The following is a 24,927-nucleotide window of genomic DNA, read 5'->3' as shown; positions in this document are numbered from 1 at the left end:
CGGATCAGGGGCCGTAGGTCAAGATCGCGCTGATGACGAACCACAGCACCCAGGCGAACGCGATCAGCATGCCGGCCGCCAGGGCGATCCGCATGAACGCGCGACCGAAATCCATGTCGCGGGTCTCCCGCGGATACAGCTTCCACGGGCTGTACCACGGCGCCTCGACCGCGTAGACCGGCTTGTGCGCCTCGCGCTCGGCCTGCGCCAGCTCCTCGGCGTAGGCCTCGGCCTGCGCCTGGTTCGGGCCGCCGTGCCACAGCGTGATGTCGATCGGGCCGAGGAAGCCCTCGTTCAGCAGCTCCTGCGGGGCGGGCAGGTAGGGCAGGATGCCGAGGCCGCGGAAGGCGATGGCGACGTCGTTGGCCGTCCAGAGGTGCTTCTCCTCCTCGGCGAGCGCGTCGAAGTAGTGCCGCAGCCTGCCTGGATCGTCGCCGAGGATCACGTCGAAGCTGGGGTCGCTCCAGGCCTGCTGGATCTTCAGTTCGGCCCCACGCAGTGGGACGACCAGTGCGAGCCCGTGCACCGCGCGCTGCCCGAGGCCGCGCGCGGCCAGCCAGTTCTGCAGCGCGAAGGTGTGCTCGCGGGACTTCTCCAGCGGCGTGCGCCGGTCCCGGCCCTCCATCGCGGCCGGGTCGCCGTTGATCGTCCACTGGCCGTTGAGCGGGATCTCCAGCACACCGTCCTGCCGGGCGACCAGCGCCTCGGCCTCGATCACCACGCAGCTGGTCGGCGTCCACACCACCGCGTCGAACTGGTGCAGCCGATCCTTGTGGAACAGACTGCAGTTGATCGTGGCGACGCCCTTCGGACTGCCCGCGTCCTTCCAGGTGCGCAACCAATCGATCAGCGCCCGCTCGGCATTGGTGCCTGCGGCGTTCTGCACTCGCACGAGCATTAACGACCGCCCTTCACGTCGACACTCGACAGTGCTCAGGATACGAGGTGTTCGGGCGAATTCGCCGCGCTCATGGCAACAGTCGGCGTGTTGGTAGCTGGATTACTCGGGTTGCTCGGCCGCGATCTTGCCCGCCTTGACCGCGTCGACCAGTGTGGCGTGGTCGGATTCGGTGCGGTCGGCATAGCGGACCGCGAAGTCGGCGACCGCGTCGTCGAACCGCTCGTCGTCGCCCAGATAGCCCGCGAGCAGGCGCGGATCGAGCGAGCGCGAATGCGCGCGGGCCAGCAGCGCGCCGGCCAGCCTGCCGTAGTCGTCGAGGTCGGCGGCGGACAGCCCGGCCGGGTCGATGCTGCCCTTCAGATTGCGGAATTGCCGGACGATGAAGGGCAATTCGGTGCCGCCGCCGGTCGGGTCGACACTGGTCCAGCCGAGCAGGATGTCGCTCTCCGACTGAACCAGCCTGGCGCCCTGCGCGATTCGTTTGCCCTCGTGCTTCGGCGGCGGCGCGGGCAGGTACGGCGCGAGCGCGGACGGATTGGCCTGCTTGATCTGCAACACCAGGGCCTCACCCTCGTTGCCGTGCAGCAGCGCGACATAGGTGTGCAGGCCGACGCTGCCGGTGCCGACGATGCGGAAGGCGATGTCGGACACCGCGAATCGGGCGAGCAGGTTGCGCCGGGACGCCCGCAGCGTGTCGGCGTAGCGCTGTAGCCCGTCGGTGATCGCCGTCGCGACCTGTTCATCGACCGGGGTGAGAATCGGTGGGTCGCTGATGAATCGGTGCTTCTTGACGCCGGTCTGGTGGTCCTCGAGGTGTTCGGTCCACTTGGCCACCACCTTGGCGCTGGTGTTCTTGCGCGCCTTTTTCGCGGCCTTCTTGAAGTCGTCGATCAGGTCGTGCGCCGCGGCCTGATCGAGCACCGACTCGTCGGGCAGGGCGCTCCACGATTCCAGGAACGGCTGCGCGGCAAGATGTGCTGCCGCGAGGCGATAGGCGCGCGCCGCGTCGTGCGCGGCGGCGCGGCAATCGTCCTCGCCCGCACCGCTTTCCCGGCCCGCGAGCACCAGGCTGGCCGCCAACCGGTCCAGATCCCACTCCCACGGCCCGACGATGGTCTCGTCGAAATCATTGATGTCCATGATGATTTCGCCGCGTGGCGTGCCGTACAGGCCGAAATTCGCGGCATGCGCGTCGCCGCAGAGCTGCGCGGTGAGCCCGGTGTCGGGTCCGTCGGCCAGATCGGCGGCCATCAGTCCGGCCGCGCCGCGGTAGAAAGTGAACGGGGACGCGATCATCCGGCCCATCCGCAGCGGCACCAGGTGGGGGAGCCGGCCCGCGTTGCTCGCCTCGATGAAGTCGAGCACCTCGGGCCGCCGCGCTCCTTCGGCCGCCCGATCGCGAGCGGTGACCGGGACCCGGTCGCGCAGGGTCTTGCCGCGGGCGCGCACGTCTGCCGCGGGGGTATAGGAGCGTAGATCGATAGGACTGTCTGACACGTTGCCGACGCTAGCGGGTGTCAGCGCCTGAGACGGTGTCGGATTCGCCACGTTCGACCGTTGCCGGGCATGCCGCCCGGACGTCTCAGTTCGCGGGCACCGGCGGATCGACCGGGCTGATCGGCAGCCGCAGCGCGCCGGGCGCGGCCGCGGGCACCGTCGGCTGCTTCGGCACCACGGGGGCGATGCGCCGGTACGCCGACCCGAGCTCCGGACGCGGGTCGGCCTCGTTCTTGTTGGGCCAGAACGCCATTGCCCGCTCCGCCTGCGCGGTGATGGTGAGCGACGGGTTGACGCCCAGGTTCGCGGTCACCGCCGATCCGTCCGCCACATGCAGCCCGGGATGGCCGAACACCCGCTGATACGGATCGACCACACCGGTTTCCGGGGTGTCGCCGATGACACAGCCGCCGATGTAGTGCGCGGTCGCCGGGATGTTGAACACATCCATCACCAGCCCGTGCGTATCGCCCTGCACCTTCTCGCCGAAGCGACGTCCGATCTCGTGCGCCATCGGGATCCAGGTCGGGTTCGGTTCGCCGGTGCCCTGTTTCGTCTTGAGCAGCCCGCGCCTGCGGAACGAGGTAAGCGAATTGTCCAGCGACTGCATGACCAGCAGGATCACCGACTTCTCCGATGCATGCCTGGCATTGAGGCTGCGCAGGAAGACCAACGGGTGCAGCACCATCGCCAGCAGGAAGCGCAGGAACCGGAACGCGCCACCGTCCACGATCGGCACCGACATCGGGAACAGCGCGTTCTGCCCCTTGCCGTAGTGGCACACCTCGATATGGGTGTCCTCGGCCGGATGAATGGAGGACGTGATCGCGATGCCCTCGGCGAAGTCGCGGCGCGCGCGGCTCACCACATTGAGGATTGCCTCGGAGTTGCTGCGGGTGAGCTCGCCGAGCCGGGGCGACAGGTGCGGCAGCACCGCGTCGTCGCGCATCTTGTGCAGCAGCTTCTGGGTGCCGAGCGCGGCGCCGGCGAACACCACCTGCTCGGCGGTGAAGGTCTTGCGCTGCTTGCGGATCCAGTGGTCCGAGCGTTCGGTGTCCACCGCGTAGCCGCCGTCCGGCAGCGGCCGCACCACGGTCGCGGTGGTCAGCGGATGCACCTCGGCGCCGGCCTGTTCGGCGAGGTAGAGGTAGTTCGTGGTGGTGGTGTTCTTGGCGTTGTTCGGGCAGCCGGTGAAACAACGCGCGCAGTGCACGCAGCCGTTCCTGCGCGGGCCGACCCCACCGAAATACGGGTCGTCGACCTCGGTGCCTGGATCGCTCTCGTTGAAGAACACCCCGACATTCGTCGGATGGAAGGTGTCCGCGACGCCGAGATCGTCGGCGATCTCGCGGATCACCTCATCGGCCGGGGTCATTCGCGGATTCGGCGCCACGCCGAGCATCCGCTGCGCCTGGTCGTAATACGGGGCAAGCTCGGCCCGCCAGTCGGTGATGTGCGCCCACTGCTTATCGGTGTAGAAGTTCGGCAGGGGCTCGTAGAGGGTGTTGCCGTAGATGAGTGAGCCGCCGCCGACGCCCGCGCCGGAGAATACCGCGCATTTGCCGAGGATGCTGATCCGCTGTGGGCCCGTCAGACCCAGTCGCGGCGCCCAAATCGACTTGCGCACATCCCAATTGGTGTTCGGGATGTCCTCGGCATTCCAGCGCCTGCCCGCCTCGAGTACACCGACCCGATACCCCTTCTCGGTCAACCGGAGCGCGCTCACGCTGCCGCCGAATCCGGAGCCGATCACCACCACGTCGTAGTCGAATGCGGGCATGACTTCCTCTCGCTCACCGGACGTCCACCGTACCGACAGATGAGATGATTTCATACTCATTCTGTCACCGCCCGGCTGTGGTGCAAACCATCCTTGCACGGAGATATCGAGAAAACCGGCGTGCCCGGATGGCGTGGACCGGGGTCCGTGCGGTAAGCACGGGGCGTGACAACCGAATCGGGCACAACGGAACCGGAGGAGCGCGCCGACACCGACGGCGCGACCGGCGGCGTCTTCGACGACCGCATCCTCACGGTCCCGAATGTCCTGAGTTTCGTGCGCCTGCTTGGCGTTCCAGTGTTCCTGTGGCTGCTGCTGGTCGAGCATGCCGACGGCTGGGCGTTCGTGCTGGCCTTCGCCAGCGGCCTGACCGACTTCCTGGACGGCAAGCTGGCCCGCCTGCTCGATCAGTCCTCGCGCCTCGGCGCCCTGCTCGATCCGTTCGTGGACCGGTTGTACCTGGTGACGACCCTGGCGGCGTTCGTGATCCGCGGCCTCATCCCGTGGTGGGTGGCGGTGATCCTGGTCGGTCGCGACCTGATCCTCACGCTCACGCTGTCGGTCTACAAACGCCGCGACCTACCGCCGCCCGAGGTCATCTATCTGGGCAAGGCGGCGACCTTCGCGCTGATGTCCGCGTTCGTCTGGCTGCTGGCCGGGGAGATGGATTGGGCGCTGGACGGTTTCGGGCGTGCCTTCGGCGGGGCATTACTGGTCTGGGGCACGGCGGTGTATGTATGGACCGGCTTGCTCTACACCGGTAAGGCGATCGCCATCGCTCGCTCTATACCGGCTGTGGCACACCGCTCGACCTGACCGACGGCGTCGGGTCGAACATTGTCTCAACCCTCGCATAGAGTTGCGCGCACACGATCACAACGGAAAGGACGGACGGCCTGTGACCCAGACCCCCGAAGATCTGCGCTACACCGAAGAGCACGAGTGGGTGCAGCGGATCAGCCCGACCCGGGTTCGGGTAGGCATCACCGATTACGCCCAGTCCCAACTCGGTGACGTGGTGTTCGTGCAGCTGCCCGAAACGGATACGGACGTCGCCGTTGGGGACAGCATCGCGGAGGTCGAGTCGACCAAGAGCGTGTCCGACATCTACGCGCCGATCGCGGCGAAAGTTGTTGCGGTGAACGATGTTCTGGTGCAGGAGCCGGAGACGCTGAACACCGATCCGTACAGCGACGGATGGCTGTTCGAACTCGAGGTCGCGGACGCCGCCGGCCTCGACAAGACCCTTGATGAACTGTTGGATGCGGCAGGTTATCAAGGAGTTATCGGGGGCTGAATCAGCCTTCCCGGTTCTACCTGCACGGGCACGCCCTGGCAGGGTACGGTCAATGCCAACAGATGCGCCGACAGTCATTGTCGCCGAATCTAGGGACTCGACGGCAGGTCGTGGTGCCACAGGTATCACCTGCTTGCATGGATAATCAGGTTCGAGGAGGAGAGAAACGGTGAGCGAGAACAAAGACCCGGGTTACGGGGAGACCGCGGCCGAGACGACGTCGGTCTTCCGCGCGGATTTCCTGAACGAGGTCGACGCGTCGCGCTCCGGAGAGCCGACCGGTGAACAGCCGGTCCAAGGGGTCGAGGGTCTGCCCGTTGGCGCAGCCCTCCTGGTCGTCAAGCGCGGTCCGAACGCGGGCTCGCGATTCCTGCTGGATCAGCCGACTACGTCGGCGGGCCGCCACCCCGACAGTGACATCTTTCTCGATGACGTCACCGTCAGCCGTCGGCATGCCGAGTTCCGTCAGGACGACGACTCGTTCCAGGTTGTCGATGTCGGCAGCCTGAACGGCACCTATGTGAATCGGGAGCCGGTGGACTCCTCGGAACTCCAGAACGGCGACGAGGTACAGATCGGTAAGTTCCGTCTCGTGTTCCTCACCGGACCGCGGGCCCAGGTCAACGAGCCGTCTGCGGGTGCAGGGAGCCTATGAGCACGCGGCGCTGGGTTCTTTCGCGACATGAAAGGCTCGGGGTCATGAAGGCTCACAGTGACTCGAGAGATCGAGCGCTGTGACCGGCGCGGCGCAGTGGGCGCGCGGAGGCATGTCGATCGGCTCCGTGCTCGACCTGTTGCGCCCGGATTTTCCGGACGTCACCATTTCGAAGATCCGCTTCCTGGAAGCGGAAGGCCTGATTCGGCCGGAGCGCACGCCCTCGGGCTACCGCAGATTCTCCATCGCCGATTGTGAACGGCTTCGGTTCGTGCTGACCGCGCAACGCGATCAGTACCTGCCGCTGAAGGTGATCAAGGAACAACTCGAAGCGATCGACAGCGGTGCGGCGACGCTCGGTGTGCGGGAAGCCCGCGCCCGGGCGCACTCCGGCCGTACGGGTGCGTCGGAGTCGGCAGTCGCCGACTCCGAGCACCCCACCGCGCCTGGCGGGAACAGGAACGGCGCCACGGCGCCGAGGAGGCTCGGCGTGGTGCCCAGCGAGATTTCCCCCGACGATCTGCGCTTCGATCACGAAATCCGCATCACCCGCGTGGATCTGCTGGCGCAGGCCGAGATCGACGAGGCCTTCCTCAACGACCTGATCCGGGCGAATCTGATCACGCCCGGCGCCGCCGGATTCTTCGACGGCGATTCGGTGACGCTGGCCAAGACCGCCAAGGCGATGGCCGAATTCGGTTTGGAGGCACGGCATTTGCGTGCGTTCAAGCTGGCCGCCGATCGCGAGGCCGCGCTGGTCGCACAGATCGCCGCCCCGATCGCGAAGAGCCGCGACGCCGGCGCGCGCGCCCGAGCCGAAGAAACGGTGCGCGAACTCGCGGCGCTGTCGCTGACGCTGCACGCGTGTCTGGTGAAGTCGTCGGTGCGGACGTCACTGGGCGGCTGAACATCCCGGTCGAACCGTTGACACCGAATCCGTGTCATGTTGCGGTCAGCCAACACGCCGATTTCGGCTGTGCACACCGATCGCTGCACTCGCGTGCGTTCGCCTAGACTCGTTGGTACGGCGAGCTGGGCGGTGGTCGTGCCGGGCGGCCGGCGAGTAATGGGAGGCAGTGCGATGAGTGAGCGAAGCGAACGAATCATGTCACAGCGTGCATCGCGCGTGCCGGAACCGAGCGCTAGCGAGGTGGAGGCATGAGTGAAATGCGCGTGATCGGCATTCGTGTCGAACAGCCACAGAATCAGCCCGTGCTGTTGCTCCGCGAGGTTTCGGGGGATCGGTACCTACCAATCTGGATCGGGCAGGCCGAGGCGACCGCGATCGTGCTGGAGCAGGAGGGGGTGACCCCGATCCGCCCGCTGACCCACGATCTGATCAAGATCCTGATCACCGAGCTCGGGCACACCCTCAAGGAAGTGCGCATCGTCGATCTGCAGGAGGGCACGTTCTACGCGGATCTGGTGTTCGAGAACGATCTGCACATCTCGGCGCGGCCGTCGGATTCGGTAGCGATCGCCTTGCGGGTGGGTTGCCCGATCTATGCCGAGGAGCCGGTGCTCGAGGAAGCCGGGCTGGTGATGCCGGACGAGCGCGAGGACGAGGTGGAGAAGTTCAAGGAATTCCTGGAGTCGGTCTCGCCCGACGATTTCAAGGCCACAGATAGCTGAACAGGATGTTTCCGGCAATCCGGCGTTTTCGCGGGATGACCGGGGGATCAGCCCTTAACCAGAGCTTGAGAGTTTAACCGCGCGTCGCGTTTGGCCTGACGAGGGTGCTCCCTGGACAATCAGGGGGAGTAATCTCGATAGTTGGGCCACGTCCGTTTTGGCCAGGTCGTCAGTACAGCAGTGGTCGAAGCGGAGCCGGGTCATCGATGAGGCTAGCCGTCGGCGGAGCAAGGGAGTGGTCAGTGGCAGAGGAATCGCAAAATGTGGTGCAGCCAGGCCTGTTCCCGGACGACTCGGTTCCCGACGATCTGGTCGGCTACCGGGTTCCCAGTGCATGCCAGGTGGCCGGGATCACCTACCGGCAGCTCGACTACTGGGCGCGTACCGGATTGGTCGTGCCCTCCATTCGCAGCGCCGCGGGCTCGGGGAGCCAGCGCCTGTACTCGTTCAAGGACATCCTGGTCCTCAAGATCGTGAAGCGGCTGCTCGACGCGGGCATCTCGCTGCAGAACATCCGGATCGCGGTCGACCATCTACGCAGCAGGGGAGTGCAGGATCTCGCCGGGATCACCCTGTTCTCCGACGGCACCTCGGTATACGAGTGCACCTCGGCCGAGGAGGTAGTCGATTTACTGCAGGGCGGGCAGGGCGTTTTCGGCATCGCGATCAGCGGTGCCATGCACGAACTCACCGGCGCCATCGCCAACTTCCCGGCAGAGCGCGCGTCAGCGGTGACCGAGCGGCCGGAGGACGAGCTGTCCTACCGGCGTAAGGCACGGATGAGTCGCAAGACCGGTTAAAAGTAGACAACTGACCCGACACCCCGCCTCCCCGACATACCGAGGGTAGCGGGGTGTCGTGCTGTATGGCACTTGATTTTCGGCGGTGGGGGCGTGGTCTGGACCGCTCGGTTTGGAACGTACCAAAAACATCAGGTTAAGTAGATATGCGCATTTATGTATGTTCCTGGTTGGGGACCCCGCGCACCGGCGTGACCAGCGCGACACCCGCAAGGACGGGACCAGTGACACGTTCCGGCGTGTCGTCGGCTTAAACTGGTGGCGCGCCAACGCCGTGCGGGAGAGTCCCGGGTTCGACAGAGTCCCGGGCGCCGAAGGAGCAGCACCTCCCCGTCAATCTCTCAGGCATCAGGGACCGTGCGGGCTTGGGCGCCTCTGGAAAGCGGTGGCTTCGGGCCGCCCGCCCATGGGGAAAGGGGCTCGACCTTCATTGCGGTCGCGCGTCCGAATCTCTCAGGCAACACGACAGAGGGGGAGGGCTGGTACCCGTCGACCGCCGTCGACCCGCCCGACCCACATGGGAGCTGCCGTGACTCGCTCATTCGCCGACCGCCATATCGGACCCGATCGGGGCGAAATCGCCCGGATCCTGGACGTCGTCGGCGTCGACTCGCTGGACGAGCTCGCCACGAAGGCCCTGCCCGCCACCATTCTCGACGGATCCGGTCTGGCCGGATTGCCGCCTGCCGCAACCGAACACGAGGTGCTGGCCGAACTCGCCGGCCTCGCCCATTCGAACACGGTGGCCACCTCGATGATCGGGCTCGGCTACTACGACACGCTGACCCCGCCGGTGCTGGTGCGCAACCTGCTGGAAAACCCGGCCTGGTACACCGCGTACACGCCGTACCAGCCGGAGATCAGCCAGGGCAGGCTCGAGGCGCTGCTCAACTTCCAGACCATGGTGTCGGAGCTGACCGGCATGGACGTGGCCAACGCGTCCATGCTCGACGAGGCCACCGCGGCCGCCGAGGCGATGACGCTGCTGCAGCGGGCCAGCCGGTCCAAGTCTGTGCGTCTCGTTATTGATACCGACCTGTTCCCGCAGACGAAGACCGTGCTGACCACCCGGGCGCAGCCGCTCGGGATCGAGCTGGTGCCTGCGGATCTGGCGTCCGGCGAGTTGCCGGAAGGTGAATTCTTCGGTGTGCTGGTGCAAGCGCCGGGCGCTTCCGGGCGGGTAGTGGACTGGACGTCGGTTATCAGTGCGGCGCACGAGCGTGGCGCGTTGGTCGCGGTGGGCGCTGATCTGCTGGCGATGACGTTGATCGCCTCGCCGGGTGACCAGGGCGCGGACGTGTGCTTCGGGACCACCCAGCGTTTCGGTGTCCCGCTCGGCTTCGGTGGCCCGCACGCCGGGTATCTGGCAGTGCGCACGGCGTATGCCAGGCAGCTGCCGGGCCGACTGGTCGGTGTCTCGGTGGACGCGGACGGCGATGTGGCCTACCGGCTGGCACTCCAGACGCGCGAGCAGCACATCCGCCGCGAGAAGGCGACCTCCAACATCTGTACCGCGCAGGTGCTGCTGGCCATCGTCGCGGCGATGTACGCGAGCTACCACGGTGCCGACGGCCTGCGCGAGATCGCGCGTCGTGTGCACCGGCATGCGGCCACCATCGCCGCCGGGCTCGATGGTGCGGTCGTGCACGACACGTTCTTCGACACCGTGCTCGCGCATGTGCCCGGTGGTGCGGAAGCCGTTGTCGCGAAGGCGAAGTCGCGCGGGATCAACCTGCGCCTGGTCGACGCCGATCATGTCGGTATCGCCTGTGACGAGGCGACGACCGAGTCGCACGTCGCGGCTGTGCTCGAATCCTTCGGCACCGCACTGTCTTCCGAGCAGCCCGCACCCGCGCCTGCCGTCGCGATCGAGAACCGCACCTCCGAGTTCCTCGACCACCCGGCGTTCACCAAGTACCACACCGAAACCGCCATGCTGCGCTACCTGCGGTCGCTGTCCGACAAGGACATTGCCTTGGACCGCAGCATGATTCCGCTCGGCTCGTGCACCATGAAGCTCAACGCGACCGCCGAGATGGAGGCCATCACCTGGCCCGGCTTCGCCCGCGTGCACCCGTACGCGCCGGTCGAGGACGCGCCGGGCCTACTGCAGGTGATCCACGACCTGGAGCGGTGGCTGTCCGACATCACCGGCTACGACTCGGTCAGCCTGCAGCCGAACGCGGGCAGCCAGGGCGAGTACGCCGGCCTGCTGGCGATCCGCCGGTACCACCTGGATCGTGGTGACACGCACCGGGATACCTGCCTGATCCCGTCCAGCGCGCACGGCACCAACGCGGCCTCGGCGGCGATGGCGGGGCTGCGCGTCGAGGTGGTCAAGTGCCGCGAGAACGGCGACGTCGACCTGGACGACCTGCGGGCCAAGATCGCCGACCACGCCGACCGGCTGGCCTGCATCATGATCACCTACCCGTCCACGCACGGTGTCTACGAGCACGAGGTCGCCGAGCTGTGCGCGCTGGTGCACGACGCCGGTGGCCAGGTGTACGTCGACGGCGCGAACCTGAATGCCCTTGTCGGGCTTGCCCGTCCGGGCCGGTTCGGCGGCGACGTCAGCCACCTGAACCTGCACAAGACCTTCTGCATCCCGCACGGCGGCGGCGGTCCGGGTGTCGGGCCGGTGGCGGTGCGCTCGCACCTGGCGCCGTACCTGCCGGGCGATCCGCTGGTGACCGACTCGCACGCGGTGTCGGCCGCCAACTACGGCTCCGCCTCGATCCTGCCGATCACCTGGGCCTACATCCGGATGATGGGTGCGGACGGCCTGCGTGACGCCACACTGACGGCCATCGCCTCGGCCAACTACATCGCGCGCAAGCTCGACGAGTACTTCCCGGTGCTCTACACCGGCGAGCACGGGATGGTCGCGCACGAGTGCATCCTGGACCTGCGGGAGATCACCAAGCAGACCGGTGTCACCGTCGACGATGTGGCGAAGCGGCTGGCAGACTACGGTTTCCACGCGCCCACGATGAGCTTCCCGGTCGCAGGCACCCTGATGGTGGAGCCCACCGAGAGCGAAAACCTGGCCGAGCTGGACGATTTCATCGAGGCGATGATCGCGATCCGCAAGGAGATCGATCAGGTCGCCGCCGGCGTCTGGCCCGTCACCGACAACCCGCTGCGCGGCGCCCCGCACACCGCGGCCTGCCTGGTCGGCGAGTGGGAGCACCCGTACAGCCGCGAAACCGCCGTGTACCCACGGGGTCTCGGCCACGCGCGGGCCAAGGTATGGCCGCCGGTCCGTCGGATCGACGGCGCATACGGCGACCGCAACCTGGTCTGCTCGTGCCCGCCGCTCGAGGCCTACGCCGACTGATCACACCGACCGAAGGCGCCCTTCAGCCCCCAACACCGGCTGACCGGCCCCTTCGGTCGACCGTTCACCCGTTACCTGGCATGGACCGAGGGCGCCCTTCATTCGCTGAGACCAGCTGAAGGGCGCCTTCGGTCGGTTGGGCGTTATGGGGTGGTGAGGGAGTGCACGACTGCGGAGCCGAAGGCGATGTCGTCTGAGGTGGCCAGGCGGGTGTAGGTGCCGCCGGATTGCTCGGAGATGCTCTGCAGGGTTTGCGTGCCTTTGCCGCCGATGACGATGATGTCGACGCGGACGGGGTGCTCCTTGTCGAGCGCGGCGGCCATGTCGCTGGCGAGTTTGGCACCGGTGACGGTCGAATCGTCTTCGGGCCCATCGGTGATGAGCAGCACCGAATTCGTGCGGCCTGCGGTGTATCCCTTGACGGCGCTCTTGTATGCGGCGATGAGTGTCGGATACGCCTGATCCGAGCGCACCTCGCTGGCCTCGACGGCGTCGAGCGCGTTGCTGACCTTGGTGCGTTGGTCGTTGGAGAGCGGCGCCGTGGCGGCCTGAACCTTGTAAGGCGTTGTGCCGTCGAGGTTCTTGCCGTAGGTCCAGAGACCGAAGCCGAAGTCGGGTGGCATGACGGTGAGCGTGGAGTTCAGTGCGCCGAGGACATTCGCGAGCCGGGTCATCGAGCCGTCGGTGGTCGACATGGACGACGAGACGTCAACCAGGACAGTGGATTGCACGCCGAGTACCGGATTGGCCATGGTGGCACGGACCTTGTCGAGTGCGGCCCGTGGCGGTGCGGGGGTGGCGGCCGGAGCGGTGGTGAAGCCCGCAGCGGTGAAGGCCTGTGCTTGTTCGGGGGCGCGCAGGTAGTCCGCGAAGAGGCCGCCGACCAGATTCTGGGTCTTGTCGACCCACGGTCCAGACATCAGCGCGGCGGGGTGGTCGGCGCTCGGCGCGGCACCGGCGGGGCGGAAGACGGTAAGTCCCGCTTGGCCTTTCACCTGTTGTTCGGTGGTGGCGACCGCGTGCACAGTGGCGGACTGCGGTGCGCCCGCGATGATGCCGAAGGCCGCGGTGGTGTCGGCGGCGTCCGGCGCGTTGGCGGCGAGCCCGGAGATCGCGGAAACGGCCTGCCCGGACTGTGCGGCCTGCTCGCTGAGCGGTTCGGCGCCCGAGATCGCGGAGCCCACCGCGACGGCGGCGGCCAGCGAGGAATCGCCGGGCGGCAACGCCATTCGAAGACCACCCCAGCCGGACAGGCCGACCTCGTTGAGCGAACCTTGTTGCAGGCGTGGCAGATCCGACCATGTGGTCTTGGCTTGTGCTAGCGCGCCACGCAATTCGTCCGGCACGGCGAGCACGATCGGGCTCACCGCGATCGGCGCGGGTGTGCCTTCGATCATGCCGGGCACCCGCATGGACTCGATCGAGCGGGTCGAATCGGGAATCCACAGCACCGGCTGCGGGCCGAGATTCGGATCCCAGGGCTTGCCGTTGGTGAATGCCGCGACGATCGACGCGGACGGCTGCGCGGTCACCACCACCTGCGCGCAGTGATCACGCACCTTCGGTTTGGTCGCGTTGTATCGGTCCGCCGCGCTCCTGACCTGCGCGGCAATGTCCGGATCGGCGGTCACATAGAGCGTCGTGGGCCCGGAGACACATTCCGCCGCCGCGGCGCTGTCCTCATCGGCGGCTCGGTCGCGTAGCTGAAACCACGCGACGACCCCAGCGACGAGCAGCACGATGGCCACCACTGCGATAACCGGACCTTTGCTGACGCCCCGGGATTTGATTCCGCTGCGATGAGTGCCCACGGTGCACAGTGTATGTTCACCTGCGGTTTGCGGGCTCGGTGAGTCCGGCCTACGGCGGCGAGCCGTAGCAAAAGTGTCCGCCGCCGTGTCCCGGTCGGACACGGCGGCGGTATTCACGGGCGGATCAGCTGCCCGCGGTCGAACTCGTGGCCGCCCCAGACCCCGGACTGGCCGGTGTGCTCGGCGAACTCACCACAGGCCGCCCGGATCGGGCAGCCCGCGCAGACGCCGCGCGCGTAGGCGAAGTCCTGTGACGGGTACGGGAACCAGGCCTCGTGATGCGGGTCACCGCGGCAGGCGGCCCGATGCCACTCTCGGGAGTCCGAGAGCGGGAGCAGCTCGGCCAGGGTCAGCTCCACGACCGCGGTGGTCTCAGTGCGAACGGTCATCGCGATCCTCTCCTTTCTCGGATGTTCAGGTGGTGGCGAGCTGCTTCCAGATCCGCCGCTGTTGCTTGGCCTGGTGGTTGGGCGCCTTGGGTTGCCAGAGCAGCCGCATGCCCGCTTCCTCGGGGGTGCGGTCGGCCTTGGTCGTATTGCACGGGCCGCAGCAGGCGACGAGGTTGCTCCAGGTGTTCGGCCCGCCCCGGCTGCGCGGCCGGATGTGGTCGACGGTGCGGGCCCAGGCGGCGCAGTAGCCGCACCGGTGGCTGTCCCGCCGCAGCACACCGGCCAGGGTGGCGCGGCTCTCGTCGTGCACCCGCGCGGTGTGCTCGATATAGACGTAGCGAAGCAGCCGGATGGTTTCCGGTAGCAGTAGCTCGGAGTGCTGGGACCGGATCGGGAAGTTCGGGGTGCGGTCGGCGATCGACTCCGCGGCACCGGACATGAGCAGCACGACGGCCCGGTCGGCGCTGATCTCGGTGAGGGCCTCGTAGGAGGCGTTGAGCACCAGCACTCCGGTGTGTATCCAGTTGTCGGCGGTTAGTGCCGCAGGGTTGGCGGCATGGCGGAATGTCATGGGAATCACCATGTTTCGGGAGGAGTCGAGCGAGGAGGTTGGGCGGTCAGTGACCGGCCGGGAGGTGGCCGTCTTCGCGTCCGCTGCACAGCTGGGGATCGAATACGGGTTTCCTGGTTGACAACCGTTGTGCCGCATCGATGTTCGCCCGAATCGGGTTCTTCGGAATCATCGCCACCTCCTCCTCTCCTCGTGCTCGTGGATCACCGCTACCTGGTGATCATCGTCGAATCCCATGGTGACATAACGGGCCTACCGCTGTCGGGTCATTTATTTTCGGTCAGCTGAGCGGCGCCGAAGGAGACGTGGAACCGCTGGCACCAGATGGTGACGCTGGTGAGTGCGGTCAGGTCGGTGTCGGCGGGGATGGGGTAGTTCTGGCGGCCCTTGTTGCCTTTGAGGCTGCCGAGGTCGGTGTGCTGGGCGTCGTCGAAGACGAACCAGCCTGCTTTTCCCGCGATGACCTCGGCGTTTGTCAGCCATACGTGCAGGTCGGGGCCGTCGGAGGTGTCGAGGTCTTCGAGTCGGAGGACTCGGCTGCCGTCGGGGAGTTGCAGGATGCGCACGGTTCCGGCGGTGTCGTGCTCGTGCGAGATGAGGGTGCCGGTGGCGATGGTGCGCGGATCCGCGGGCGCTCCCGGTGCGGTGGGCGCGGCCTCGATGACGGTGTTGTTGGTGAACAGACGCCACGGCTGGGCCAGCGCCAAGCCGACCCCGAGCCCGATGACCAGCAAGACGGTCAACGTCCAGGTGATGGGGGACCGGACGATCTTGCGTGCTGAAACCATGGTTCTCCTCGGGGCCGATATGCGACGAGTGCTTCCTCGATTGAACACGGTCGAGGGCCCATTTCCGGGTGTCGAACTGTGACCGAACGGTGACGGATATCGAGGCCGATGTCGTCGTCGGAGCGAGCGGCAGCGGTCGGTGTGCCGTCCCCGAGGGGTTTCGCCCCCATCCGGGCAATGGGGGCTGCGGGCGAGGTCAGCCGATCGGTGTGTGCCCGAGCAGAACTCGGCCGGTGAAATGGGTCTGCTTGGCGCGCGGCAGCGGGTGGAACAGGCAGCCGTGCACGTCGCGGTAGCGCATCTCCAGCTCGCAGGTGCGCGAAAAGCCGAGGCCGCCAACGGTTTCGATGGCCAGGCGGACGGTGTTGATGACGGCCTCGGCGGCCGCCGTCTTGCGGCTGAGGGTTTTGCTGGCGTAGCTGTCGGTGTTGTCGAAATGCAGGTTGTCGGAACCGGTGAACATGGCCTCGATCAGGTCGGCGGCGGTGGTGTGCGCGTTGACCATTTCGCCCGCGAGTTGGAAGGTCGGGGCATCGGTGCGGTCGGCGACCAAGGCTGCGGCGAGGTCCACCGCACCGTCGGCGATGCCGAGGTAGGCCGCCATGACCAGCGGCATCGCCGCGCCCATCACGACATTCAGTACCGGCGGCCAGGTGTCGGCGCGACGGAGCAGGGATACGGCGGCATCGGGGACGAAGACGTCGTCGAATATCACGGTGTGTGAGCCGCTTGCCCGCAATCCGAGTGTGTCCCAGGTCGTTTCGATGCTGACGCCGGGCGCGTGCACGGGGATGGCGCAGTGCAGGACGTGCGGGCCGTCGGGTGCGTCATCCCAGCGAATGCTGGTGACCAGCACGGTGCCCGCCTCGACGCCGCTGGCCGGTGCCTTGCGTGCGTGCACCCGGTAGCCGCCGTCGACCTTCTCGGCTTGGCCGCTGGAGCCGACCCAGTCCGCCGCGCCGGTGCTGATCAGGATCGCCCCATCGACCACCTTGCGGAACAGCGGTGCCGCGTCGATGCCGTGGTTGTGCCGCCACACCTGTGCGGCGACGAGGTGGGTGTGCATCGCGAACGCGACCGCGGTGGAGGGATCGTGGCGGCCGAGTTCGCGCAGGATCGCGCCCATCTCGCGATGGGTGGCACCGCCGCCACCGAATTCGGTGGGCACCAGGGCGGCGGACAGCCCGGTGACGCGCAGGATCTCGAACGCGGTGCGGGAGAACTCGCCGCTGCGGTCGCGGTCGGCCACCTCCGGGCTCAGGGATTCGCCGACCTGTCGCGCGAGGGTGATCCAGTCGATGGTGATGTCAGGGGAAGTTGTCGTCATGTTTCGAAGGTAGGAACGGTCGCGATAACCGAATAGTCCACAAAGTGGACTCCGCCGGTCCAAAAGTTGGACCCCCGATCGCGAGGTGACCATGACGACACCCGGCTACGGCCAATACTGTCCGATTTCCCGGGCGCTCGACGTGCTCGGCGAGCGCTGGTCGCTGCTGATCGTCCGCGATTTGTTCTTGGGCACAACGCGTTTCAACGATCTCGCGCGCGGTCTACCCGGCTTGTCGCGCAGCCTGCTCGCCAAGCGGCTGCGCCAGTTCGAACGGGCCGGTCTGGTCGACAAGATCGGCTCCGAATACCTGCTCACCGCCGCGGGCCAGGAACTCGAACCGATCCTGTTCGGCCTCGGCGAGTGGGGCGCGCGTTGGACTTTCGGCGACCCACAACCGGAGGAACTCGACCCGGCGGTCCTGGTCTGGTGGATGCACACCCGCCTCGACACCTCGTCGTTCCCCGGCAAGCGACAGGTGCTGGCCGTGCGGTTTTCCGATGTGCCGGACCGATTTTGGATCGTCATCGAATCGGGGGTGCCCTCGGTCTGCGCCGCTGACCCGGGCTACCCGGTCGATGTAGTCATCGTCTCCGACGTCAGCTCGCTGTACCAGGTCTGGCTCGGCAGAGTGCCACTGGCGCAGGCGATTCGGACGGGACGACTCACCTTCAGCGGCCCGTCGGCACTGACCCGCCGCATGCCGTCGGTCCTCCGGCTGAGCCCGATGGCACCGTACCTGAACCCGGTCCCGACCGACTTCGCCACGCGCGCTTCGTGATTGATGGTATACGGCGGGGTTGGACTGTGTCTGGTGACTCGCGTTGTTGGTTGCGGGCCGGGTGTGGGGTGCGGTGCTGCCGATGCATCAACTGTTCAGGGATGTCTGCTGGTTCGGGAATGATCGAGTAGTGCTGGGCGCGTGAGGTGGGGTTCCCGGCCTTACCCTGCTGTTTGGTCACGGAAGTGGCGGTTCCAGCCTGGCTGGCCGGCTGTGGTGCTGTTCTCGAGAGACATGGCCAGGGGACTGACTCGGGTGCGGTGTAGTCGGTGGTGCCGATTCGAGTCAGTCCAGTGCCACTTGACGCACATTGTGTCCTCTTGACGCACGCTGCAACCTCCGTCAAGAGGACGCTTCGTACGTCAAGTCGTCGTGGCTGCGTTGAGTCGAGTCAAAAGGTCGTTGTTGAAGATCAAGTAGCGACCATTTGACTCGACTCGATGCGATCTTCTGAACGCGCTTGTCGCGCAACGGCAGCTGCCTGACGACGCTGGAACGGGCCATCACGCACCGAACTTGGGTTCCGAAGGTCTCGATACGCCACCACAGCGGGCCAGCCAGGCTGGAAGATCACGCCGCGCGCCTGACCGTACGGGGAAGGTCGGGAACCCCACCTCACGCGCTCAGCACTATTGGGTAAATACATGGGACGCGTGCACCTTCACGAAGAGTCTCCACCCACGAAACCTCCACGGTCTCAGCCTGACTGGCCGGGCTGCGGTGCTGTTCTCGAGAGCCTTGGGCGGGGGCTGACTCGGGTGCGGTGTAGTCGGTGGTGCCGATTCGAGTAAGTGCGGTGCCACTTGACGTACGTTGCATGCTCTCGACGCATGCTGCAACCTCCGTCAAGAGGACGCTTCGTACGTCAAGTCGTTCTGGCTGCGTTGAGTCGAGTCAAAAGGTCGTTGTTGAAGATCAAGTAGCGACCATTTGACTCGACTCGATTCTCTGTCGGGTGACGGCAGCTGCCTGGCGGCGCTGGAACGGGCTATTGCACACCGAACTTGGGTTCCGAAGGTCTCGATGCGCCACCACAGCAGGCCGGCCAGGCTGGAAGATCACGCCGCGCGCCTGAACAGCTGTGCGGAGCCGAACCTATCTGTCGCTTGGTTGACGGCTGGGAGTGGTGCGGACCTCGATGGTTTACATCGAGGTCCGATTGCCGCGATCTACAGGTTGCCGACGATGTGTTCGAGGCGTTGTGCGACGAGTTCCCTGGCCTTTTCGCGCAGGGCGGGGCGGTAGCCGCTGGGGTACACGGGGTCGGCTGGGGCGTAGTCCTTCAGGACCTCCTTGGCGAGGGTGATCTTGTGGACCTCGGTGGGGCCGTCGGCGATCGCCATCACCTCGGCGTAGTTCATCATGTCGACGAAGGGCAGGTCGGTGCTGACGCCGATGGCGCCGTGCAGGTGCAGGGCGCGCTGGGCGATGTCGTGCATGACCTTGGGCATGGCGACCTTGATGGCGGCGATGTCCTTGCGCACCTTCAGGTAGTCCTGTTCCTTGTCGATGCGCCAGGCGGTGCGCAGCACGAGCAGGCGGAACTGTTCCATCTCGATCCAGCTGTCCGCGATGCGTTCCTGGGTCATCTGCAGGCCTGCGAGGGGGCCCTTGCGCATCGGGCGGGAGACGACGCGTTCGGCCATCATGTCGAAGGCCTTGCGTACCAACGCGACCGTGCGCATCGCGTGGTGCACGCGGCCGCCGCCGAGGCGGGTCTGCGCCACGATGAAGCCCTGGCCCTCGGCGCCGAGCAGGTGGTCGGCGGGCACTCGGACGTTGGTGAAGCGCAGGTGGCCCTCGTGCTCGCTGAACCCGTGCACGTGGAAGTTCTTGACGATCTCCAGGCCGGGCGTGTCCGCGGGCACGATGAACATCGACATGCCTTGGTAGGCACTGACGTCGGGGTTGGTGACCACCATGACGATGTGGAAGCTGGCGAACTGCGCGTTGGAGTTGAACCACTTCTCGCCGTTGATCACCCAGTGGTCGCCGTCGCGGACCGCGCGCGTCTTGAACGTCGTCGGGTCCGAGCCGCCGGTGGGTTCGGTCATCACATAACAGGAGCCGATCTCGCCGGCCAGCAGCGGCGCCAGGTACTCGGCCTTCTGCTCCTCGGTGCCGTAGTGCGCCAAGATCTCGGCATTGCCGGAATCCGGTGCCTGGCAACCGAATACCGACGGTGCCCAGAACGACGTGCCGAGCACCTCGTTGAGCAGGGCCAGCTTCATCTGCCCGTAGCCCTGGCCGCCGAGCTCGGGACCGAGGTGGCAGGCCCACAGCCCCTGCTCCTTGACCTGCTCCTTGAGCGGGCGCATCAGCGCCATCGCCTCTTTGTCGGTGCGGTCGTACGGGTTCGGGTAGAGCAGGTCGAGGGGCTCCACCTCGGTGCGGACGAATTCCGCCGCCCAGTCCAGCTTCCGCTGGAAGTCCGGGTCGGTCTCGAAATCCCAAGCCATGGTCAGCCTTTCGTGTGGTTGTCGGTCGTGGTCACCACGCCGTCGAGGAACGTGGTCGCGAGTAGGTCGGCGATCTCGGCGGGGGAGTGCCCGCCGTGCGGTCGATACCAGAAGGTCACCATGTTCAGCATGCCGAGCACGCTGTTGGTCACCACGTGGTCGTTGGTGCGCAGCAGTCCGGCGGCGTGGCCCGTATCGAGCACCCGCTGCCAGCAGTGTTGCACGCGATCACGCAGTTCCTGCAGCTGCGCGCCGCGTTCGCCGCTGAGCGCGGTGACGTCGCGCAGCTGGATCGCGACCTCGCGGCGGTGGTCGATGATCAGGCCCACGTGGCTGTGGATCAGCTTGCGCAGCTTGCTGATCGGGTCGTCGGTGCCTGCCGCGATGCGTTCGGCGTCGACCAGCATCAGCTGAATGTAGTCGTGCAGGATCTGCCAGAGCAGTTCCTCCTTGGAGCCGATGTGGTAGTACAGCGCGCCCCGCTGGACGTCGGCGCGGTCGCCGATCTCCGCGACGCCGGTGCCGTGGAAGCCCTTCTCCGCGAACAGATCCACTGCGGCCCGCACGATACGTTCCCTGGTGTCGCCCGCCGTCGATTCGGCGGCGGGCGGGCGGCCGCGCCTGCGCGCGGGCGCCACGTCGGGCCCACCCGTGCCGCGCACCGGTGCGGTACTCATCGCGCCGGGTCCAGCACTACCTTGCTCACGCCGTCCGCGCGCTCGGCGAACAGCTGGTAGGCGTTCGCGCCGTCGGACATCGGGAGGGGATGGGTGACAACGGCTTCCGGGCGCAGCCGGCCCGCCGCGGTCAGTTTCAGCAAGGTGGGCAGCTCGTATTGGATCGAGCACAGGCCGATGTGGAATTCGAGCTCCTTGACCTGGGCCAGGGGCATGTTGAACGGATAGGCCCGGTTCTGGTTGACGCCGATGACGCTTACCCGGCCGCGATGCCCGGCCGCGCTGATCGCCAACTTGATCGTGGCGTCGGCGCCGACCGCCTCGATCGCGACATCCGCGCCGCCGCCCAGCATTTCGCGGATCCCGAGCTTCGGATCGTCCGCCTCGACCGGTTCGGCGCCGAGTTCGGCGGCCAGCTTGCGTCGTTCGGCGATCAGGTCGACGCCGAGCGCTCGCGCCGCGCCCATCGCGAACGCCGACTGGATCGCCATCAGCCCGACGGGTCCGAGTCCGATCACCACCACGGTCTCCCCGGGTGCGATACGTGCGCGCCGGGCCCCGTACCAGGCGGTCGGGGCATTGTCGGTGAGCACGACCGCGGCTTCGTCGCTGATGCCCTCGGGTAGCCGGATCAGATTTCCGTCGGCGTGCGGGACGGCCAGCAGCTGGGCTTGGCCGCCGGGCAACGAGCCGCCGAGGCCGTAGCAGGCGTCGATCGGCGCGGGCGTGCGCTCGCAGGCGGCGACAATGCCGACCCGGCAGTTCGCGCATCGATCGCACCCGGCTGACGCGGACACCAGTACCCGGTCGCCGACCGAGAGTCTGCGCACCTCGGGACCGAGTTCGACGATCTCGCCGACGGCTTCGTGCCCGACGCTGTAGCCGATCTTGTCGGTGAACCCGTGCCCGCCGTAGATGTGCAGGTCGCTGCCGCAGATGCCGCTCGCGGTGACCCGGATGATCGCGCCGTCCGGCCCGGTGAGGATCGGGTCGGGCACGTCGGAGTACGAGATCTGCCGTGGGCCTTGGTAAGTCAGTGCTTTCATCGCCATCCACCGTCCAGTGCGAGGGTGGCGCCCGTGCAGAAGGCAGCGGCGTCCGTGGCGAAGAATATTGCGGCGCCGACGATCTCGTCGGGTTCACCGACGCGTTGTTGCGCGTTGAGCGAGCTGATCTGGGCGCGCATCTCGTCGGGCCAGGCCTTGGAGATGTCGGTGGCGAAGGCGCCGCACTGAATCGTGTTGACCCGCACCGTCGGTCCGAAACTCTGCGCGAGACCCGCGGTGAGCGTGTTCAATCCGGCCTTGGCCGCGGCGTAGGGCAGTGCGAACGGCGCGGGGCGGACCGCCTCGATCGAGGAGATGTTGATGATGGATCCGCCGCCGTCGGCCGCCATGCGGGTGCCGATCAGCGACGAAAGCCGGAACGGCCCTTTCAGATTCACGCCGATCACCTTGTCGAACAAGGCCTCCGAGACCTGATCCAGGCTCGGGTAGAGCGGGGAGAGGCCCGCGTTGTTCACCAGCACGTCGACCCGGCCGAATTCGGCGTACACGGTCTCCACGAGCGCGTCGCACTGCGCCCAGTCGCTGACATTGCAGGCCACCGGCAGCGCGCGACGACCGTGCGCGTTCTTCACCTCGTCCGCCAGCGCCACGCAATCGTCGAGTTTGCGGCTGGCGATCACCACGTCCGCGCCCGCCGCGGCGAACGCGAGCACCATCTCCTTGCCGAGTCCCCGGCTGCCACCGGTGACCACGACCACCTTGTCCGTGAGCGACACACACACTCCTGCAGATCAGAAAATGTTCCGATCAGTACATTAAATCCCCGCGGCGATACAATCAAGGGGTTGTTAGGCCGACCGCCGACACACCGAGACGCGCCGACCGATACATCCCATCCGGATCGGCGCGCCGGAATTTCCCGGCGAGACGCCGCGTTCGACCCGCTACAGGGTGGTATCACTACCCACGGGTAACATGGATGCGTCTTTCCCACCCGGCTTTCTCAGAAGTGAGGCAGTAGATGACAGAGCGGATTCAGGTCGGCGGGCTTCAGGTGGCCAGCGTTCTCCACGAGTTCATCGAGAACGAGGCGCTCCCCGGAACCGGCGTAGATTCCGCCGCGTTCTGGGCCGGAGCCGAGCAGGTCATCAACGATCTCGCGCCGCGCAACCGCGCGCTGCTCGCCGAGCGCGACGAGATCCAGGGCAAGGTCGACGCCTGGCACGCGGAACACCCCGGCGCCGACTATGACAAGGCCGCCTACAAGAGCTTCCTCGGCGAAATCGGCTATCTGCGTGCGGAGCCCGCCGATTTCCAGATCGCCACCCAGAACGTGGACACCGAGATCGCCACCACCGCGGGCCCGCAGCTCGTGGTGCCGGTGATGAACGCCCGCTTCGCGATCAACGCCGCCAACGCGCGCTGGGGTTCGCTCTACGACGCGCTCTACGGCACTGACGCCATCTCCGAGGCCAACGGCGCGGAAAAGGGCAAGGGCTACAACAAGGTTCGCGGCGACAAGGTCATCGAGTGGGCGCGTAACTTCCTCGACGACTCCGCGACGCTGATCACCGGCTCGCACATCGGCTCGACCTCGTACAAGATCGTCGACGGTGAGCTCGAGGTCGGCCTGGAGGACGGCACCGAGATCGGTCTCGCCGATCCGTCGCAGCTCGTCGGCTACCTCGGCGATCCGGCATCGCCGACCTCGGTGCTGTTGAAGCACAACGGTTTGCACATCGAGATTCAGATCGATCCGTCCTCGCCGGTCGGCAGCACCGACACCGCGGGCGTCAAGGATCTGGTGCTGGAGTCCGCGATCACCACGATCATGGACTTCGAGGATTCGGTCGCCGCCGTGGACGCCGAGGACAAGGTCCTCTGCTACCACAACTGGCTCGGCCTGATGAAGGGCGATCTGACCGAGAAGGTGCGCAAGGGCGAGAAGACCTTCACCCGCACCATGAACCCCGACCGCGTCTACACCGCGCTCGACGGCAGTGACCTTGTGCTGCACGGTCGTTCGCTGCTGTTCGTGCGCAACGTCGGTCATCTGATGACCAGCGACGCGATCATCGACAAGGACGGCAACGAGATCCCCGAGGGCATCCTCGACGGCCTCGTCACCTCGCTCATCGCCACCCACTCGCTGCGCGGCGACACCGAACTGAAGAACAGCCGCACCGGCTCGGTCTACATCGTGAAGCCGAAGATGCACGGACCGGACGAGGTCGCGTTCACCACCGAGCTGTTCGGCCGGATCGAGGACGTGCTCGGCGTGCCGCGCAACACCCTCAAGGTCGGCATCATGGACGAGGAGCGCCGCACCACGGTGAACCTCAAGGCCTGTATCCAGGCCGCCGCCGACCGCGTCGTGTTCATCAACACCGGCTTCCTCGACCGCACCGGCGACGAGATCCACACCTCGATGGAGGCCGGGCCGATGGTCCGCAAGGCCGACATGAAGGCCCAGCAGTGGATCAAGTCCTACGAGGACTGGAACGTCGATACCGGCTTGGCCACCGGGCTGCCGGGCAAGGCGCAGATCGGCAAGGGCATGTGGGCCATGCCGGATCTGATGGCGGACATGCTGGTGCAGAAGATCGGTCACCCGAAGGCCGGCGCGAACACCGCGTGGGTGCCGTCGCCGACCGCCGCCACCCTGCACGCGACGCACTACCACCAGGTGAACGTGCTGGAGCGCCAGCAGGAGATCCTCAAGGGTGGCCGCCGCGCCACCGTCGATCAGATCCTGGAGATCCCGCTCGCCGCGACGCCGAACTGGACCGCCGAGGAGAAGAAGCAGGAGCTGGACAACAGCGCCCAGTCGATCCTCGGCTACGTGGTGCGCTGGATCGACCAGGGTGTCGGCTGCTCCAAGGTGCCCGACATCGAGGATGTCGCGCTGATGGAAGACCGTGCCACCCTGCGCATTTCGAGCCAGCTGCTGGCCAACTGGCTGCGCCACGGCATCGTCTCCACCGACGAAGTGGTGGAAAGCCTGGAGCGGATGGCGCCGGTGGTGGATCGGCAGAACGCGGGCGACGCGAGCTACCGCCCGCTGGCCCCGGACTTCGCAGGCAGCATCGCCTTCCAGGCCGCCAAGGAGCTCATCCTCGAGGGCACCAAGCAGCCCAACGGATACACCGAGCCGATCCTGCACCGTCGTCGGCGAGAAGCCAAGGCTGCGTGCAAGTGAGTGATGTCCAGTGGCT

The 24,927-nt window shown here is 66.7% G+C and carries 21 protein-coding genes and 1 riboswitch; of the genes, 9 read left to right on the top strand and 12 right to left on the bottom strand.

Annotation, left to right across the window (positions count from 1 at the left end; translation table 11 throughout):
- Window positions 1–4: 4 nt before the first annotated feature.
- From ACIBK2_RS26130 to ACIBK2_RS26120, 3 genes are all read right to left on the bottom strand, one after another.
- A complete protein-coding gene (locus tag ACIBK2_RS26130) occupies window positions 5–898 on the bottom strand; it encodes a nuclease-related domain-containing protein (protein WP_396970662.1) in 894 nt (297 codons plus the stop codon).
- A 102-nt stretch (window positions 899–1,000) separates the two neighbouring features.
- Window positions 1,001–2,398 (bottom strand): DUF2252 domain-containing protein, encoded by a 1,398-nt coding sequence (locus ACIBK2_RS26125; protein ID WP_396970660.1) that lies wholly within the window; start codon window positions 2,396–2,398, stop codon window positions 1,001–1,003.
- A gap of 85 nt (window positions 2,399–2,483) precedes the next feature.
- Window positions 2,484–4,178, bottom strand: coding sequence for a GMC oxidoreductase (locus ACIBK2_RS26120; protein WP_396970659.1), 1,695 nt, complete (start codon window positions 4,176–4,178; stop codon window positions 2,484–2,486).
- Between the two features lie 246 nt (window positions 4,179–4,424).
- Between ACIBK2_RS26120 and ACIBK2_RS26115 the strand changes: the two genes are divergently transcribed.
- The 7 genes from ACIBK2_RS26115 to gcvP all read left to right on the top strand — a co-directional run bounded on the left by ACIBK2_RS26115 (window position 4,425) and on the right by gcvP (window position 11,902).
- Window positions 4,425–4,994, top strand: coding sequence for a CDP-alcohol phosphatidyltransferase family protein (locus ACIBK2_RS26115; protein ID WP_396970830.1), 570 nt, complete (start codon window positions 4,425–4,427; stop codon window positions 4,992–4,994).
- Window positions 4,995–5,076: 82 nt separating this feature from the next.
- Window positions 5,077–5,475 (top strand): glycine cleavage system protein GcvH, encoded by a 399-nt coding sequence (gene gcvH / locus ACIBK2_RS26110; protein WP_396970658.1) that lies wholly within the window; start codon window positions 5,077–5,079, stop codon window positions 5,473–5,475.
- A 169-nt stretch (window positions 5,476–5,644) separates the two neighbouring features.
- Window positions 5,645–6,130: an FHA domain-containing protein gene (locus ACIBK2_RS26105; protein ID WP_040734653.1), complete on the top strand. Its 486-nt coding sequence runs from the start codon at window positions 5,645–5,647 to the stop codon at window positions 6,128–6,130.
- A 112-nt stretch (window positions 6,131–6,242) separates the two neighbouring features.
- Entirely contained in the window at window positions 6,243–7,037 is a 795-nt protein-coding gene (locus ACIBK2_RS26100) for a MerR family transcriptional regulator (RefSeq protein ID WP_396970655.1), read from the top strand.
- A gap of 251 nt (window positions 7,038–7,288) precedes the next feature.
- A complete protein-coding gene (locus ACIBK2_RS26095) occupies window positions 7,289–7,762 on the top strand; it encodes a bifunctional nuclease family protein (RefSeq protein WP_069160942.1) in 474 nt (157 codons plus the stop codon).
- Window positions 7,763–7,968: 206 nt separating this feature from the next.
- The gene (locus tag ACIBK2_RS26090; protein WP_357388126.1) at window positions 7,969–8,562 is read left to right on the top strand and encodes a MerR family transcriptional regulator; all 594 of its coding nucleotides are present in this window, start codon (window positions 7,969–7,971) and stop codon (window positions 8,560–8,562) included.
- Between the two features lie 267 nt (window positions 8,563–8,829).
- Window positions 8,830–8,930: riboswitch (glycine riboswitch) on the top strand.
- Window positions 8,931–9,079: 149 nt separating this feature from the next.
- The gene (gcvP, locus tag ACIBK2_RS26085; RefSeq protein WP_396970653.1) at window positions 9,080–11,902 is read left to right on the top strand and encodes an aminomethyl-transferring glycine dehydrogenase; all 2,823 of its coding nucleotides are present in this window, start codon (window positions 9,080–9,082) and stop codon (window positions 11,900–11,902) included.
- A 143-nt stretch (window positions 11,903–12,045) separates the two neighbouring features.
- On the opposite strand, the gene ACIBK2_RS26080 is transcribed toward gcvP, so the two are convergent.
- The 5 genes from ACIBK2_RS26080 to ACIBK2_RS26060 all read right to left on the bottom strand — a co-directional run bounded on the left by ACIBK2_RS26080 (window position 12,046) and on the right by ACIBK2_RS26060 (window position 16,788).
- Complete coding sequence (locus ACIBK2_RS26080) at window positions 12,046–13,713, bottom strand: VWA domain-containing protein (RefSeq protein WP_396970651.1); 1,668 nt, start codon at window positions 13,711–13,713, stop codon at window positions 12,046–12,048.
- Window positions 13,714–13,826: 113 nt separating this feature from the next.
- Entirely contained in the window at window positions 13,827–14,102 is a 276-nt protein-coding gene (locus tag ACIBK2_RS26075; RefSeq protein WP_396970649.1) for a WhiB family transcriptional regulator, read from the bottom strand.
- 25 nt (window positions 14,103–14,127) lie between these two features.
- Window positions 14,128–14,673 carry an HNH endonuclease gene (locus tag ACIBK2_RS26070; protein WP_396970647.1) on the bottom strand — a complete coding sequence of 182 codons (546 nt, stop codon included), beginning with the start codon at window positions 14,671–14,673 and terminating at the stop codon, window positions 14,128–14,130.
- A 266-nt stretch (window positions 14,674–14,939) separates the two neighbouring features.
- Entirely contained in the window at window positions 14,940–15,461 is a 522-nt protein-coding gene (locus ACIBK2_RS26065) for a DM13 domain-containing protein (RefSeq protein WP_396970646.1), read from the bottom strand.
- A 196-nt stretch (window positions 15,462–15,657) separates the two neighbouring features.
- Entirely contained in the window at window positions 15,658–16,788 is a 1,131-nt protein-coding gene (locus tag ACIBK2_RS26060) for an acyl-CoA dehydrogenase family protein (RefSeq protein WP_396970644.1), read from the bottom strand.
- A 91-nt stretch (window positions 16,789–16,879) separates the two neighbouring features.
- On the opposite strand from ACIBK2_RS26060, the gene ACIBK2_RS26055 reads away from it, so the two are divergent.
- Entirely contained in the window at window positions 16,880–17,569 is a 690-nt protein-coding gene (locus ACIBK2_RS26055; RefSeq protein WP_396970642.1) for a winged helix-turn-helix transcriptional regulator, read from the top strand.
- 1,169 nt (window positions 17,570–18,738) lie between these two features.
- Here the strand turns inward: ACIBK2_RS26055 and ACIBK2_RS26050 are convergent.
- The 4 genes from ACIBK2_RS26050 to ACIBK2_RS26035 are packed head-to-tail and all read right to left on the bottom strand — an operon-like array spanning window position 18,739 to window position 22,488.
- The gene (locus tag ACIBK2_RS26050) at window positions 18,739–20,028 is read right to left on the bottom strand and encodes an acyl-CoA dehydrogenase family protein (RefSeq protein ID WP_396970641.1); all 1,290 of its coding nucleotides are present in this window, start codon (window positions 20,026–20,028) and stop codon (window positions 18,739–18,741) included.
- A 2-nt stretch (window positions 20,029–20,030) separates the two neighbouring features.
- Window positions 20,031–20,705 (bottom strand): TetR/AcrR family transcriptional regulator, encoded by a 675-nt coding sequence (locus tag ACIBK2_RS26045; protein WP_396970639.1) that lies wholly within the window; start codon window positions 20,703–20,705, stop codon window positions 20,031–20,033.
- The gene (locus tag ACIBK2_RS26040) at window positions 20,702–21,751 is read right to left on the bottom strand and encodes an alcohol dehydrogenase catalytic domain-containing protein (protein ID WP_396970637.1); all 1,050 of its coding nucleotides are present in this window, start codon (window positions 21,749–21,751) and stop codon (window positions 20,702–20,704) included. Before ACIBK2_RS26040 ends, ACIBK2_RS26045 begins: the two co-directional genes overlap by 4 nt.
- Window positions 21,748–22,488, bottom strand: coding sequence for an SDR family NAD(P)-dependent oxidoreductase (locus tag ACIBK2_RS26035; RefSeq protein WP_396970636.1), 741 nt, complete (start codon window positions 22,486–22,488; stop codon window positions 21,748–21,750). Before ACIBK2_RS26035 ends, ACIBK2_RS26040 begins: the two co-directional genes overlap by 4 nt.
- A gap of 245 nt (window positions 22,489–22,733) precedes the next feature.
- On the opposite strand from ACIBK2_RS26035, the gene ACIBK2_RS26030 reads away from it, so the two are divergent.
- The gene (locus tag ACIBK2_RS26030) at window positions 22,734–24,911 is read left to right on the top strand and encodes a malate synthase G (protein ID WP_396970634.1); all 2,178 of its coding nucleotides are present in this window, start codon (window positions 22,734–22,736) and stop codon (window positions 24,909–24,911) included.
- The last annotated feature ends 16 nt before the right edge of the window (window positions 24,912–24,927 follow it).

The organism is Nocardia sp. NPDC050175 (genome assembly GCF_044459885.1).
Classification (GTDB): domain Bacteria; phylum Actinomycetota; class Actinomycetes; order Mycobacteriales; family Mycobacteriaceae; genus Nocardia.
The sequence above is the reverse complement of the archived record's forward strand: the minus strand, read 5'-3'. Positions and strand labels throughout refer to the sequence as shown.

Excerpts from the sequence above, each read along its gene's own strand:
- ACIBK2_RS26130 (WP_396970662.1), bottom strand. The coding sequence starts at position 898 with ATGCTCGTGCGAGTGCAGAACGCCGCAGGCACCAATGCCGAGCGGGCG.
- ACIBK2_RS26120 (WP_396970659.1), bottom strand. The coding sequence starts at position 4,178 with ATGCCCGCATTCGACTACGACGTGGTGGTGATCGGCTCCGGATTCGGC.
- ACIBK2_RS26100 (WP_396970655.1), top strand. The coding sequence starts at position 6,243 with ATGTCGATCGGCTCCGTGCTCGACCTGTTGCGCCCGGATTTTCCGGAC.
- ACIBK2_RS26095 (WP_069160942.1), top strand. The coding sequence starts at position 7,289 with ATGAGTGAAATGCGCGTGATCGGCATTCGTGTCGAACAGCCACAGAAT.
- ACIBK2_RS26090 (WP_357388126.1), top strand. The coding sequence starts at position 7,969 with ATGAGGCTAGCCGTCGGCGGAGCAAGGGAGTGGTCAGTGGCAGAGGAA.
- gcvP (WP_396970653.1), top strand. The coding sequence starts at position 9,080 with ATGGGAGCTGCCGTGACTCGCTCATTCGCCGACCGCCATATCGGACCC.
- ACIBK2_RS26075 (WP_396970649.1), bottom strand. The coding sequence starts at position 14,102 with ATGACCGTTCGCACTGAGACCACCGCGGTCGTGGAGCTGACCCTGGCC.
- ACIBK2_RS26070 (WP_396970647.1), bottom strand. The coding sequence starts at position 14,673 with ATGACATTCCGCCATGCCGCCAACCCTGCGGCACTAACCGCCGACAAC.
- ACIBK2_RS26065 (WP_396970646.1), bottom strand. The coding sequence starts at position 15,461 with ATGGTTTCAGCACGCAAGATCGTCCGGTCCCCCATCACCTGGACGTTG.
- ACIBK2_RS26060 (WP_396970644.1), bottom strand. The coding sequence starts at position 16,788 with ATGACGACAACTTCCCCTGACATCACCATCGACTGGATCACCCTCGCG.
- ACIBK2_RS26055 (WP_396970642.1), top strand. The coding sequence starts at position 16,880 with ATGACGACACCCGGCTACGGCCAATACTGTCCGATTTCCCGGGCGCTC.
- ACIBK2_RS26050 (WP_396970641.1), bottom strand. The coding sequence starts at position 20,028 with ATGGCTTGGGATTTCGAGACCGACCCGGACTTCCAGCGGAAGCTGGAC.
- ACIBK2_RS26045 (WP_396970639.1), bottom strand. The coding sequence starts at position 20,705 with ATGAGTACCGCACCGGTGCGCGGCACGGGTGGGCCCGACGTGGCGCCC.
- ACIBK2_RS26040 (WP_396970637.1), bottom strand. The coding sequence starts at position 21,751 with ATGAAAGCACTGACTTACCAAGGCCCACGGCAGATCTCGTACTCCGAC.
- ACIBK2_RS26030 (WP_396970634.1), top strand. The coding sequence starts at position 22,734 with ATGACAGAGCGGATTCAGGTCGGCGGGCTTCAGGTGGCCAGCGTTCTC.